The organism is Bradyrhizobium sp. 190, from assembly GCF_023073415.1.
Classification (GTDB): Bacteria; Pseudomonadota; Alphaproteobacteria; order Rhizobiales; family Xanthobacteraceae; genus Bradyrhizobium.
The window spans coordinates 744,674-757,328 of sequence record NZ_JADPJL010000008.1 but is presented as its reverse complement, the minus strand read 5'-3'; the positions used below and the strand labels follow the sequence as shown (position 1 = coordinate 757,328).

The window sequence follows — 12,655 nt, the reverse complement described above, 5'->3', positions numbered from 1 at the left end:
GAGGACGAAAATGGGCCAGGACAATGCATCCGACAAGATCTCGAAGACGTCACTGACGCGCCGAACCGTGCTCTCAGGTGCGGCCGCGATCGGCCTGTCGACGGTGGCGCGCGCACAGCAGCCGGCCGAGGTTAAGGTCGGCCTGATCGTGCCGCTGTCCGGCATCTACACCCGTCCGGGCCAGGTGATGCGCATGGGCGCCGAGATGGGCATTGAGCACATCAACGCGCAAGGCGGCATCAAGTCGCTCGGCGGCGCGAAGATGAAGCTGGTCGTGATCGATTGCGGCGACACCACGGAAAAGGCCAAGAACGCAGCGCAGCGCATGGTCGCCCAGGAGGCCGATCTGGTTGCGGCAACCGGCTCCTATCTGAGCTCCTTTACGCTGGCGGTGACCGAAGTCACCGAACGCGCCGAACTGCCGATGCTCACTTTGTCTTATTCGGACTTGCTGACCGAGCGCGGTTTCAAATTCATCTTCCAGACCGCAGCCCCTGCCAGCCGGCAATCGGAGCTCGGCCTGCCCGAACTGATGAAGCTTGCCGAAGCTGCATCCGGCAAACGCCCGAAGACGGTGGCGATGCTGATGGACAATACCGCGACCTCGGTTGCGACCGCCAAGGCGCTCAAGGAAAAAATCTTTGCGCAAGAAGGCCTGCAACTGGTCGTCGAGGAAGTGTGGACGCCGCCGCTTTCGGACGCCACGCCGCTGATCCAGAAGGTCAGGTCGGCTCGTCCCGACCTCCTGCTGTTTATGCCCAACGCGATATCCGACGCCAAACTTGGTCTGGAAAAAATCAACGAGTTCGGGCTCGGCCAGGGTAAGATTCCGACCGTCTCCTTCAGCATCACGATCGCCGAGCCCGACATGCTGCAAAGCGTCAGCACCGACGCCGTGCAAGGCATCATGACGGTGGTCGCCAACTGGGGCTCAAAGGGCCATGAGGCGCTGATCGCCGAGTTGAAGGCGAAGTACAAGGAGCCCTGGATGACGCAGAATGTTATCTCGACCTATGGCGACATGTGGCTGATGAAGGCTGCCCTAGAGCAAGCCGGCAAGGCCGACCGACTTTCCGTTGCGCAGGCGTTCCGCACCATGGATGGCGGGCCGTCGAAACACTACCCTGGCGGCCAGCTCAAGTTCGACGAAAAGGGCCGCCGTGTCGGCGCTGGTGTTGTCATCGTGCAATGGCAATCCGGCGTGCCCGTCACCGTCTTTCCGTCCGACCTCGCATTAGCCTCTCCGTTCTGGCCGAAGAAATCTTGACTGCAACGCATCTCAAAAATTTCAGGGAGGAATAGTCATGACAGAAATTACCCGGGCCGCATTGACGCGGCGCAGCCTGCTCGCCGGCGCATCCGCCGGTCTGATCTCGTCTCGCGTGTGGGCTCAGCAACCATCCGAAGTGAAGGTCGGGTTGCTGGTGCCAATCTCGGGCCTCTACGCGCGCCCGGGAGCCGTGATGCGCCACGGTGCCGAGATGGGGGTGGAACACATCAACGCGCAAGGCGGCATCAAGTCGCTCGGCGGCGCCAAGCTCAAGTTGGTCGTGCTCGATTCCGGCGACACGACCGAGAAGGCCAAGAATGCCGCGCAGCGTATGGTCGCCCAGGAACCCGATTTGGTGGCGGCGAGCGGTGCCTATCTGAGTTCATTCACGTTGGCCGTCACGGAAGTCACGGAGCGGGCCAATCTTCCGGTCCTCACCCTCTCCTACTCCGACCTCATTACCGATCGTGGCTTCAAATATGTCTTCCAGACATCGGCTACGGCGGGATCGCAGGCAAAACAGGCTTTGCCGCAGATCGTGAAGCTTGCTGAAACCGCTTCCGGAAAGAAGCCCAAGACGGTCGCGATCATCACCGACAACACCGCGGCATCGGTTTCGTCGGCAAAGGCGATGCGCGACGGCCTGCTCGCCGAAAACGGCCTGCAGTTGATCGTCGATGAAACCTTTACCCCGCCGCTCGCCGACGCCACCCCGCTGGTTCAAAAAATCCGGTCGGCGAAACCTGACCTTCTGTTCTTTCTGCCGACCGTGATTTCCGACGCCAAGCTGCTGCTCGAAAAGATGAACGAGTTCGGCCTCGGACAAGGCAAGATTCCAACTATCTCGTTCGGCATCGCCATTGCCGAACCCGACATGCTGCAGACCGTAAGTCCGGAACTGCTGCAGGGCTTGCTCACCTGCGTCGCGAGCTGGGGCGCCAAGGGCCACGAGGCGCTGATCGCCGAACTGAAGAACCGCTACAAGGAGCCCTGGATGACGCAGAACGCGATCTCCACCTATGGCGACATGTGGGTGATCAAGGACGCGCTCGAGAAGGCGGGCAAGGCTGACCGCGTTGCGGTCGCCGACGCGCTGCGCTCGATGGATGCCGGTCCCTCGAAATATTACCCGCTCGGCGAAATCAAGTTCGACGAAAAGGGCCGCCGTGTCGGCGCCGGCATGACCATCGTGCAGTGGCAAGCCGGTGTGCCGGTCACGGTATTCCCGCCGCAACTGGCGCTGTCCCAGCCGTTCTGGCCCAAAAACTAAGATTGGATACCGATATGGACAAGGCGACATACGATCGAGGCCTCGAGATTCGCAAGAGCGTCCTGGGCAATGAATTCGTCGACAAGGCGATCGCATCGGCCGACGACTTTAACCGGCCGATGCAGGACCTCACGACGGAGTATTGCTGGGGCTACGTCTGGGGCCGCGACGGCCTTTCGCACAAAACCCGCAGCTTTCTCAACCTCGCGATGCTCTGCGCGCTCAACCGGCCACAGGAACTCAAGACCCACGTGCGGGGCGCACTGACCAACGGAGCGACGCGCGAGGAAATACGCGAGGTGTTCATGCAGGTCGCGATCTATTGCGGCGTGCCGGCCGGCGTCGACGCCTTCCGCAACGCCAAGGAAGTGTTTGCCGAACTGGACAAGAAATAGTCGGAGCCTGAGACGATGTTGAAGGGCAAATGGGCTCTCGTGACCGGGGCTACGGCAGGCCTGGGCCTGGCCGTGGCCGAAAGCCTTGCCGGCGCGGGAGCCAGCATTGTCCTGCACGATTTGGTCGAACCGGCGCAGACGCGCGATCGTCTTCGCACGCAGTTTAACGTCGAGGTGGTCAGCATCGCAGCCGACCTGTCGCGGCGCACTGCCATAGAAGCGATGATGAAAGACCTGCTCGGCCGCACCGGAGCGGTCGATATCCTGGTGAACAATGCGGTGGTGCGGCATTTTTCACCGGTCGAGAACTTCCCGCCGGAACGATGGGACGAAGCGCTCGCCGTCAACCTGTCCGCCCCGTTCCACCTGATCCGTCTCGCATTGCCCGGCATGAAGCAACGGAAATGGGGCCGCATCATCAACATGGCGTCGATCTATTCGACGCGCGCGGTCGCGGACCGCATCGATTATGTGACCACCAAAACGGCCATCGTCGGCATGACTCGTGCGGTTGCAATCGAAACGACAAAGAGCGGAATTACCTGCAACGCACTGTGCCCGGGAACGCTGCCCACGCCGGCCATTCAAGAAAAAATCGCAGGGATCGCGGCCGGCAAAGGCCGCACCATCGACGAGACCACAAGCGACTATCTGGCGACGCGTCAGCCGACCGGACGATTTGTCGCCATGGAAGGCGTCGGCGCGATGGCGGCCTTCCTGTGCAGCCCGGCCGCGCAGGACATCACAGGGGCAACGCTGCCGATCGATGGGGGCTGGTCCATTGCATGAGCGTCATCGGCCGTCCACCACAGGAGATACACAATGACTGAAGCATCGAGCCGCAATGCCGTGGTAACCGGCGCCGCCGGTGGCATGGGTCGAGCCATTACGAAAGCGCTGGTCGAAAGCGGACGGCGGGTCGTGCTGGCCGACCGCGATCCGGCTTCGCTTCGTGAGTTCGCCGCCGAAATGGGCGACAAAACGTTCCCGATCGAACTCGATATTACCGACACCAAGGCCGTGGACCGCCTGCCCGACCTCATCCCGGACGCCTTCAAGCCGGTCGACATCCTCGTCAACAACGCCGGCCACGACATCGGTGGCCGGACTCGCTTCGATGCCGGCGCAGCGGACGATTGGTCCGGGATCATACAGACCAATTTGATCGGCCTGATGCGGGTGACCCGTAGCCTTCTGCCCGACATGGTCAGACGTAACGCAGGCCACATCGTCAACATCAGCTCGATCAACGCCGTACGCATCGTTCCCGACATGGCTGCTTACAGCGCCAGCAAGGCGGGCGTGCACATGTTCACCGAAACGCTCCGGGGAGAGCTTGCGGAAACGGCGATCCGGGTAACCGAGGTGCAGCCTGGCCTGACCAGGACCAACATCATCCTCACCCGCTACCGTGGCGACCGGGAGAAGGAAAAGGACTATTTCGACCAGTTCAAGATGGCGCTCGATCCCGACGATATTGCCCGGTCGATCGTCTTTGCGTTGGACCAGCCGCCGCATGTTCAGATTGCGGAGATGATGATTCTGCCCGTAAATCGCTATTGAACCAAGGCCGGTACCAAGGCGGTAGAAAATGGACAAACGCGGTGAATTGCAATCCACGCTCCGGATCGAGGACGTTCCGACCGTCCGGTCGATGGTCGCGCAAAAGCTGCGTGAAGCGATCATGTCCGGGACCCTGAAGCCAGGTCAGCGCCTGATCGAACGCGAGCTTTGCGAGATGACCGGCGTGAGCCGACCGTCCATTCGCGAGGCGCTCCGGCTGCTGGAGGCCGACGGCCTGGTCAATACTGTCCCCCATCGCGGTCCCGTGGTCAGCACCATCAGTCTCGAGGAAGCAAAGCAGCTCTACGCCGCCCGCGCCGTTCTCGAGGGATTTGCCGGACGTGAATGTGCGCGCCTGCACGATCCCGCGGTCGTTCGCCGGATCGGCGACGCACTCACCAAATTGAAGGCCGCATTCGCCGACGGCGACCTGATGACGGCCCTCGAGGCAAAGACCGAGTTCTACGCCGCGCTGATCGGCGGCTGTCAGAACGCCTTCATTGAACGAATGCTCAGGCCACTGCACGACCGGATCACGCTGTTGCGGATTACCTCGATGTCGCAGCCGAAGCGCATCAACAAGAGCCTGCGCGAGGTCACCGCGATCTGGCGCGCCATCCAGAGCGGCGATCCCGATCTCGCCGAGCAATGCTGCGTCGATCATATCAAGGCGGCGGCTGTGGCCGCGCTCAGCATGATCGAGCAATCATCCGCGTCGAACGAGAAGGTGATCGCGGATGAATGACCGATCTTTATTCCAATCAAGTTGTTTCTTGGGGCCACGAGGCTGATAGGAAGTTGCCATGAAGTTTGTAAAACGCGTTTTGCTGATGCTGTTGCTGTCACCCGTACTGCCGGCATTCGCCCAGGAATACCCGAGCCGGCCGATAACGATGGTGGTTCCCTTCTCGGCCGGCGGCCCAGGCGACGTAATTGCCCGCCTGCTCGGGACATCGATGAGCGCAACGCTGAAGCAGCCGATCGTCATCGAGAACGCCGTCGGCGCCGGCGGTACCCTCGGTACCAATCGGGTCGCCAAAGCCGCGCCTGACGGTTACACCTTGCTGCTGATGCATGTCGGCCAGGCAACCGCGCCCGCGCTCTATGCGAAGCTGCCGTTCGATCCAGTCGACGACTTTGCGCCGATCGGCCTCGTCACCGACGTGCCGATGATCCTGGTGGCGCGGGCGAACTTTCCCGCCAAGGACCTGAGGGAATTGGTCGCCTATGTGCGTACCCAAGGCGACAAGGTCACTTATGGCAATGTCGGCCTCGGCTCCGCGTCGCATCTCTGCGGGCTGATGTTCATGAGCGCAATCGAAGCCAAGCTCACGCCGATCTACTACAAGGGTGGCGGCCCCGCGCTGAACGATATCATCGCCGGTCACATCGACGTCTATTGCGATCCGGCCACCGGGCCAACGCCCTATATTCAGGCCGGCACCATCCCGGGCTACGCCATCACCAGCAAAAAGCGCGTCCCGACCCTGCCGAACGTGCCGACTTCGGCGGAAGCCGGCGTGCCGAAGTTTGACGTCACAACCTGGTACGGGCTGTATGCACCACGCAATACGCCCAAGCCGATCGTTGACGCTCTCGTCGACGCCCTGCAAAAGGCGCTCAAGGACCCGCCCTTAGTCAACCGCTTCGCTGAACTCAGCATGGCTCCCGTCGAGCAGGAACGCGCGACGCCAGCAGCGCTCGAAGCCCTCCTCAAGAGTGAAATCGACCGATGGGGCCGGATAATCAAGGATGCCGGCATTACTCCGCAGTAAAGCGGAATCGCTCGCAGCACGCCGTTTTCCCGATGGTCCGCGCGGCTCTTGCTTCACTTTCTTTCAAGCAGATCATCCCGCGAAATGAGTTCGCCGCAAAGATCCGTTTTCCTTGTTTCCGAAGTAGCCCCTCCTTTGAAGCATCAGCCTGCTACTGCTACTGACACTGCAGAGGGTTCAGCTCAGCCTGCTCACGTTGGTTGCCGTTTGATTTTCTCGCGCGGCGACGCAGTACTGATCGCCGTCGTTTCATCGCGACAGTTCCTGACCGGCTGCGCCTCGGTAAACCTTTATGCCATCATGACAGCGTCGATGTCTGAGACATGATGGAATCGCGGCAGGCGGGCATCTCTACGCCGTTGATGGACCACCCCGAACGGAAAAGTCTCACCTGTAACTGGGAACGCGTTTCTCGATGAAGGCCCGCACGGTTTCGGCGTGCTCCGCGGTACTCGCTGCAAGGACCATCTTCTCAGCCTCGTGATCCAATGACGTCAGGAAGTCAGCCGACAGCGCATGGTCGAGATTATCCTTGATGGAGGCATAGGTGCTCGCCGGACCGTTCGCCAATGTCCTCGCCAACGCAAACGCTTCGTTCTGCAGGTCGACATCAGGCACCACGCGATTTACCAGGCCCAGTGCTTCGCCGCGGCGTGCATCGATCCGTTCGGACAAGAACATCAGTTCGCGGGCACGTGCCGTCCCGGCGAGCCGGGTCAGCAGCCACGAAATCCCGTAATCGCCGGTGAGCGCAATCCTGGCGTAACCGGTCGTCATGATGGTGGATTCGGCTGCGATACGAATGTCGCAGGCGAGTGCGATCGCAAGCCCGGCGCCAGCTGCCGGTCCCGGCAAGGCCGCGATGGTGGGTTTACGCACCGAGACAAGGACGCCGGTCAGGGTTCGCTGACGTTCCTTTAATCGCGCAACCTTGTCGCTGAATGACATGGCCGGTGCGGCAGAACTGCCGCCCATCCCCTTGACGTCGCCGCCCGAACAGAAAGCGCTGCCGGCGCCGGTAATCAGCAGTGCGCCGACGTCCGGATCGTCACCGCTCTGCTTGATCATCCGGCGCAACGCCGGCGTGAGATGGTCGGACAGCGAATTTCGTACCTCCGGTCGGTTCAAGGTGATCACGGCGACGCGATCCCGGATCGCACACAGCAGTTCGTCCGTCCCTGTATCAACCAAGATTTCCCCATCAGTCATGGTTCTGACCTTTCAAGTCCTGCGTTTGGAGAACTCATTGCCACGCGCAAGCGCGTTACCTCTCACTCTTACCGGCCGGGTATCACCAATTTTCGCGGAATGGCCGCAGTTCCGTGAGGAACGACCAGGCCGACCGGTCCTGACCGTAGAGATGGTACAGTTCGTCGGCGATGGCGGCGGGTTTGATGAAGAATTCATCCGGTCTGTCGCTCATCCGCGCGCGCATCCTGGGCGTATCGATCACGGCGTCGATGAGAACATAGGAGACGTGCACGCCGCGAGGTCCTACTTCACGCGCGATCGACTCGGCCAAAATGCGCTGCGCCGCCTTTGTCGGAGCGAAGCCGGCGAAATTGGCCTTGCCTCGGATCGAAGACGTGTTTCCGGTCACCAGGATTGCGCCCTTGCCTCGATCGATCATGTCAGGAGCCACTTCGCGCGCCAGGTACAATAAGCCCATCACGTTGACCTCAAAATTGCCCTTCAGCATCTTCGGATCGATCTCGCGAAAGCTCCCCCAGCCTCCTCCTACCGCGTTGTGGATGAGAACCTCAGCCGCGCCAAAACGGCGCTTTATGTCGGTGACCACGGTCCGCACCTGGCCCTCGTCTGAGACGTCGCAGGTCATCGCGTGGACATCGGGAAGCTCTTGCGCAAGGGTATTGATGAGCTCCGCTGAGCGGGCAAGTGCGATGATACGGAACCCACCGGCAGAGAAGCGCTTGACGATGGCAGCTCCGGTGCCCGGCCCTACCCCTGTCACGATCGCGATTGGCTTCTCGGTCATTTGGCGCTCCCTTCGAGCTGTTGTCCCGCCGCTCTCATATGAATTCGCTCGGACTGCGACTGATAGGCGGCAGCCTCGTGCGCGGGCACCAGGGCCAGACGAACCGCGACGTTCTTGTGGTAGGGCGTACCCGCAATGGGATCGCGGTTGCCGCTCTCGGTGAGCAGGTTGATGCGCGGCCCGTTGATCAGGCGTTCTCCGTCCGACGTCGGGTATGCCTGACCGTAGCCGTGCGGCAGCGCCAACTGGCCATTCCGCATGGCGTCATCGACCTTGCAGCGGACGACGAGCCGCCCGACCACCGACTCGACGGCGATCCAGTCGCCATCCTTCGCGCCCAACTCGCTCAGATCGCTCGAATTGATCAACATGGCGCCATCAGGATCGTCGCGACGCCACGCGGGATCGCGAAAGATCTGGTTGGCATTGAACATGCGCCGGCCACCAGCCGCCAACATGAACGGGAACTCCTTTGGCGCGCCCGCGGCTTGCGGATCGAGAAGCGTTAGCCATTCCAGCATCTGCGGGATCGCCAGCCGAACCCTGCGATCCGAATGGCTGATCAGCGACCAGACTTCGTCATAGTCGTGCCGGGTAACCGCTGTGCCCTGCCGGGTGGCGACGATGGTATCGAACAGGAGATCGCCGAGCTGATGATCCGCCACCTCGTCCGATGCGCCGATCGCCCGCCGTACCGCTTGCGGCGATCGCTTCGCGCAAGCCAGCGCCGCGCTCCACAAGGGAGCCGCGGCCGCCGTGCCATCCGGAAGCGTCTGCCCCAGCGTATGATAGAGCACCAGGGCAGGAACTGCGCCTATCGAAGGGTTCTCCGCGATGAAAGCACGAAAGGAGACCGCGAACTCGGCTCGGGAACGCCGCGCCGCCTCCCGCAGGGGCGCGAGCACATTGTCACCCGGCAGAAGCCCCAGGGCGATGGCGAGCCGCGTGTAGATCTCGGGCTCCGGCAAGGTGCCGGCGAGCGGCGGCAATACACAGGCACGAACGTGAAAGAAATTTGTCGGGAACTCAAAGTTGAACAAGGTGAATTCGGTTTTCTCGAATTGTGACGACGCCGGGAGAACGTAATGCGCAAGCTGTGCGGTTTCGGTCATCGCAACGTCGACCACCACACATAGCTCGAGCGACTGCAGCGCGCGTTCCACGGCTTCGGTGTTTGCTGCCGTGTTGGCGGGATTGGAACTGTCGATCCAGGCGCAACGCAACCGGTCAGGATGGTCCTTGAGCACCGCTTCGGGGAAAATGTTGGGCGGCAACAGGCCCCCAATAATCGCGTCGCCGGTCGGTGCGAATGTCTGGTTCGGAGAATTTCCCCATAGCGGTTGAAGCCAGCTATGCAATTGGTTGGTACCTTTACGGCCGAAATTGCCGGAAAGCATGATCAAGAGTTTTTCGAGATAGGAGTTGAGCGTCGAGTTGATGCCTTGCTGGATGCCGAGCTCAACCCTTACCACCATGGCCTTTGCGGCCGCGATCATCGCGACGCAACGCTCCAGGTCCGCAATCGAGATATCGGCGGCAGCAGCCCATTCTTCAACGGGGATGTTTAATAGCGCCTGCCTTACTTCCCCAAAGCCGACCGTGTGCTCCTGAATGAAGGCATGGTCGATCCGGTCGGAACGGACAAGCGTGGCCAGCAGCGCGCCGAGGAGAAATGCGTCGGCACCGGGACGAACCGCGAGATGCAGATCAGCCATTTCGGCGGTTTCGGTTCGCCGAGGATCAATGACGATCAGCTTGCGCGCGGGATCCTTGCGGATTTGATTGAGATGATCGCGCGCATTAGGGAAGCCGTGCGCGATCCAGGGATTTGCACCGATGACCAGCAAGAGATCGCAATGATGCACGTCCTCGGCGGTGTGGCACGTCTGACTGCCGAACATGTGGCCATTGACCCAGAAGTCGCCGGTTTTCTCCTGCGAGAGGGCGTTGAAGACGCTGCGCGAGCCCAATGCGCGTAACAATCCACTGGCGTAGGCGCCGCCGGCGTGGTTGCCCTGCCCGCCGCCGCCATAAAGGGCAATACTCTTGCCGCCATGCCTGTCGACGATGTCTCGCAGCCGTTCCGCGATTTCTGCGATCGCCACATCCCACTCGATCTCATCAAAGCCGCCGTCGGCGCGACGACGCAGCGGGGTCGTGAGCCGATCCCTGTGATGCGCATAATATGGAATCCGGGTCGCCTTGTTGCACAGATAGCCCTGTGATTTCGGGCTCGAACGGTCGCCCCGCACCTTCTCGAGGCGCCCGTCATTCACCCAGACTTCGATGCCGCAATTTACGTAACACAGGTTGCAGGCTGTCTTGAGCCACTTGCCGGCCGTCATGGTGGACCTCCCTACGTTATGATTTGTCGCAGCGCATCGCCTTTATTGTTCTTCGCTGGGGTTTCCGAATCCGGCCGCCGGCGGTCATGCGTCCGGCTTCGAGAATGCTGTCGGAAAGCTTCCCGGCGCCGACGGCACGCGACAGCACCATCGATCCAACCATGGTTGCGATAGCGCCCGTCGCGATTTGGCGTGCCTGTTGGGGTTCCTCATCGGGAAGCAGCTCGACAAAGACGTCGATCATTCTCTCCAGTTTGGAAGCCAAGGCCCGCCGCTCGCGCGGGCTCGATCGAGCGACATCGGCGGCCAGGGCTGGAAGCGCGCAACCGTGTTTAGGATTGTCGCGATGCCGGGCGCTGAGATAATCGGCGATCAACGCCTCGAAGCGCTCGCCGTTGGCCTTGCCATTCGCCAGCTTTTTCCACCGCGCGGTCATCTGGTCCATTGCAAAAGCGATTGCCTCGCCAACAAGCGCGGCACGCGAATCGAAATGGTTGTAGAAGCCGCCATGCGTCAGACCCGCGAGCTTCATCAAGTCGACAACACTGAGTCCTTCGGAACCGTTTTGGCGCCCGTAGGAGGCATTTTCAACGATCCGACTGTGGGTTTGACGCCTATGTTTTCTCCGTAACGCATCGCCACTCCGCAAGCTCCCAAGAGGACCGGCTGGACAAACCGTTCTCCCTCCGAGCAATTCTGGAACCGCGCTTCCTTGAAGGCCACGGCAACATTGCATTGCAATGCCGGCCATCTTATATGATAATCGTCATATAACAACCTCTATCAACAGGAGAGTTCGCCATGGTCGCAGCTTCCGATCCCGTCGTCATTCTTTCCGCCGCCCGCACGCCGCTCGGCCGGTTCATGGGCGAACTGTCGTCGTTCAGCGCCCACAAGCTCGGCTCTCACGTAATCGGCGCGGCACTGGAACGGGCGAAGCTTGCGCCTGAAAAGATCGACGAGGTGTTCATGGGCAACGTGTTGCCGGCCGGACAGGGCCAGGCGCCGGCCCGTCAGGCCGCCCGCGGCGCCAGACTGCCGGACGCCACCGGTGCCACCACCATCAACAAGGTCTGCGGCTCCGGCATGAAGGCCACCATGCTGGCGCACGACATCATCAATGCAGGCTCCGCCGAGATCGTGCTGTCCGGCGGCATGGAGAGCATGAGCAATGCGCCCTATCTGCTGGCCAAGGCGCGCGGCGGTTACCGCGCCGGTCACGACCGGATCATCGATCACATGATGATGGACGGCCTCGAAGACGCCTACGAGACCGGCCGCTCGATGGGCGACTTCGGCGAGGCCACCGCGGAAGCCTACCAGTTCACCCGCAAGGACCAGGACGCCTACGCGATGGAGACCCTGAACCGCGCACGAAAGGCGGTCGAAGGCGGCGCGTTCAAGGCCGAGATTGCGCCGATCACGCTGACCGAAAAGGCCGGGCCGCGCATCATCGCCAATGACGAACACCCGCTCAAGGTCGATCCCGCCAAGATACCCGGCCTGAAGGCCGCGTTCCGCGCTAACGGCACCATCACGCCGGCCGCCTCCTCCGCGAATGCCGACGGCGCGGCAGCGCTCATTCTCGCAAAACGCTCGCTCGCCGATCGCGACGGGCTTCCGGTGCTGGCCGAGATCAAGGGTCATGCCACCCACAGCCAGGAGCCGCAATGGTTCACCACCGCGCCGATCCCCGCCATTCGCAAGCTGTTGGACAAGGTCGGCTGGAGCGTCGCCGATGTCGATCTGTTCGAGATCAATGAGGCCTTTGCGGTGGTGGCGATGGCGGCGCAGAAGGATCTGGGCATCCCCAGGGAGAAGCTGAACGTCAATGGCGGCGCCTGCGCGCTCGGTCACCCGATCGGTGCCACCGGCGCGCGCCTGATCGTGACTTTGTTGCATGCGCTTGAAGCGCAGAACCTGAAACGCGGCGTCGCGGCGTTATGCATCGGTGGCGGTGAAGCCACCGCTATTGCGGTCGAGCGCGTCGTTCGCGGCTAACGCGAGCGAACCTGCAAAAGGCTCGGCGAGTGGCGAACCG

Annotated in this window: 12 protein-coding genes; 8 read left to right on the top strand and 4 right to left on the bottom strand. The window is 61.7% G+C overall.

Annotated features, from left to right (window positions below):
* The first annotated feature begins 10 nt into the window (after window positions 1-10).
* From IVB22_RS07475 to IVB22_RS07445, 7 genes are read left to right on the top strand one after another with little or no spacing between them, the layout of a single operon-like run.
* Window positions 11-1,267, top strand: coding sequence for an ABC transporter substrate-binding protein (locus IVB22_RS07475; RefSeq protein WP_247516648.1), 1,257 nt, complete (start codon window positions 11-13; stop codon window positions 1,265-1,267).
* 37 nt (window positions 1,268-1,304) lie between these two features.
* Window positions 1,305-2,540 (top strand): ABC transporter substrate-binding protein, encoded by a 1,236-nt coding sequence (locus tag IVB22_RS07470; protein ID WP_247516647.1) that lies wholly within the window; start codon window positions 1,305-1,307, stop codon window positions 2,538-2,540.
* A gap of 14 nt (window positions 2,541-2,554) precedes the next feature.
* The gene (locus IVB22_RS07465; RefSeq protein WP_247516646.1) at window positions 2,555-2,935 is read left to right on the top strand and encodes a carboxymuconolactone decarboxylase family protein; all 381 of its coding nucleotides are present in this window, start codon (window positions 2,555-2,557) and stop codon (window positions 2,933-2,935) included.
* 15 nt (window positions 2,936-2,950) lie between these two features.
* Window positions 2,951-3,724 (top strand): SDR family oxidoreductase, encoded by a 774-nt coding sequence (locus IVB22_RS07460; protein WP_247516645.1) that lies wholly within the window; start codon window positions 2,951-2,953, stop codon window positions 3,722-3,724.
* Between the two features lie 33 nt (window positions 3,725-3,757).
* Window positions 3,758-4,498: an SDR family oxidoreductase gene (locus tag IVB22_RS07455; RefSeq protein ID WP_247516644.1), complete on the top strand. Its 741-nt coding sequence runs from the start codon at window positions 3,758-3,760 to the stop codon at window positions 4,496-4,498.
* A gap of 28 nt (window positions 4,499-4,526) precedes the next feature.
* Window positions 4,527-5,243, top strand: coding sequence for a GntR family transcriptional regulator (locus IVB22_RS07450; RefSeq protein ID WP_247516643.1), 717 nt, complete (start codon window positions 4,527-4,529; stop codon window positions 5,241-5,243).
* A gap of 58 nt (window positions 5,244-5,301) precedes the next feature.
* The gene (locus tag IVB22_RS07445; RefSeq protein ID WP_247516642.1) at window positions 5,302-6,273 is read left to right on the top strand and encodes a tripartite tricarboxylate transporter substrate-binding protein; all 972 of its coding nucleotides are present in this window, start codon (window positions 5,302-5,304) and stop codon (window positions 6,271-6,273) included.
* 387 nt (window positions 6,274-6,660) lie between these two features.
* Here the strand turns inward: IVB22_RS07445 and IVB22_RS07440 are convergent, their stop codons facing one another.
* The 4 genes from IVB22_RS07440 to IVB22_RS07425 all read right to left on the bottom strand — a co-directional run bounded on the left by IVB22_RS07440 (window position 6,661) and on the right by IVB22_RS07425 (window position 11,263).
* Window positions 6,661-7,482: an enoyl-CoA hydratase-related protein gene (locus IVB22_RS07440; protein ID WP_247516641.1), complete on the bottom strand. Its 822-nt coding sequence runs from the start codon at window positions 7,480-7,482 to the stop codon at window positions 6,661-6,663.
* Window positions 7,483-7,564: 82 nt separating this feature from the next.
* Window positions 7,565-8,269, bottom strand: a complete 705-nt coding sequence (locus tag IVB22_RS07435) for an SDR family NAD(P)-dependent oxidoreductase (protein ID WP_247516640.1) — start codon at window positions 8,267-8,269, stop codon at window positions 7,565-7,567.
* The gene (locus tag IVB22_RS07430; protein WP_247516639.1) at window positions 8,266-10,614 is read right to left on the bottom strand and encodes a molybdopterin-dependent oxidoreductase; all 2,349 of its coding nucleotides are present in this window, start codon (window positions 10,612-10,614) and stop codon (window positions 8,266-8,268) included. The genes IVB22_RS07435 and IVB22_RS07430 overlap by 4 nt, the downstream gene beginning before the upstream one ends.
* A 16-nt stretch (window positions 10,615-10,630) precedes the next feature.
* The gene (locus IVB22_RS07425; RefSeq protein WP_247516638.1) at window positions 10,631-11,263 is read right to left on the bottom strand and encodes a TetR/AcrR family transcriptional regulator; all 633 of its coding nucleotides are present in this window, start codon (window positions 11,261-11,263) and stop codon (window positions 10,631-10,633) included.
* Between the two features lie 152 nt (window positions 11,264-11,415).
* Between IVB22_RS07425 and IVB22_RS07420 the strand changes: the two genes are divergently transcribed.
* Window positions 11,416-12,615, top strand: coding sequence for an acetyl-CoA C-acyltransferase (locus IVB22_RS07420; protein ID WP_247516637.1), 1,200 nt, complete (start codon window positions 11,416-11,418; stop codon window positions 12,613-12,615).
* Window positions 12,616-12,655: the final 40 nt, after the last annotated feature.

Bases quoted from the DNA above. Each gene is read 5' to 3' on its own strand.
- IVB22_RS07475 (WP_247516648.1), top strand. From the start codon at position 11: ATGGGCCAGGACAATGCATCCGACAAGATCTCGAAGACGTCACTGACG.
- IVB22_RS07470 (WP_247516647.1), top strand. From the start codon at position 1,305: ATGACAGAAATTACCCGGGCCGCATTGACGCGGCGCAGCCTGCTCGCC.
- IVB22_RS07465 (WP_247516646.1), top strand. From the start codon at position 2,555: ATGGACAAGGCGACATACGATCGAGGCCTCGAGATTCGCAAGAGCGTC.
- IVB22_RS07460 (WP_247516645.1), top strand. From the start codon at position 2,951: ATGTTGAAGGGCAAATGGGCTCTCGTGACCGGGGCTACGGCAGGCCTG.
- IVB22_RS07455 (WP_247516644.1), top strand. From the start codon at position 3,758: ATGACTGAAGCATCGAGCCGCAATGCCGTGGTAACCGGCGCCGCCGGT.
- IVB22_RS07450 (WP_247516643.1), top strand. From the start codon at position 4,527: ATGGACAAACGCGGTGAATTGCAATCCACGCTCCGGATCGAGGACGTT.
- IVB22_RS07445 (WP_247516642.1), top strand. From the start codon at position 5,302: ATGAAGTTTGTAAAACGCGTTTTGCTGATGCTGTTGCTGTCACCCGTA.
- IVB22_RS07440 (WP_247516641.1), bottom strand. From the start codon at position 7,482: ATGACTGATGGGGAAATCTTGGTTGATACAGGGACGGACGAACTGCTG.
- IVB22_RS07435 (WP_247516640.1), bottom strand. From the start codon at position 8,269: ATGACCGAGAAGCCAATCGCGATCGTGACAGGGGTAGGGCCGGGCACC.
- IVB22_RS07430 (WP_247516639.1), bottom strand. From the start codon at position 10,614: ATGACGGCCGGCAAGTGGCTCAAGACAGCCTGCAACCTGTGTTACGTA.
- IVB22_RS07420 (WP_247516637.1), top strand. From the start codon at position 11,416: ATGGTCGCAGCTTCCGATCCCGTCGTCATTCTTTCCGCCGCCCGCACG.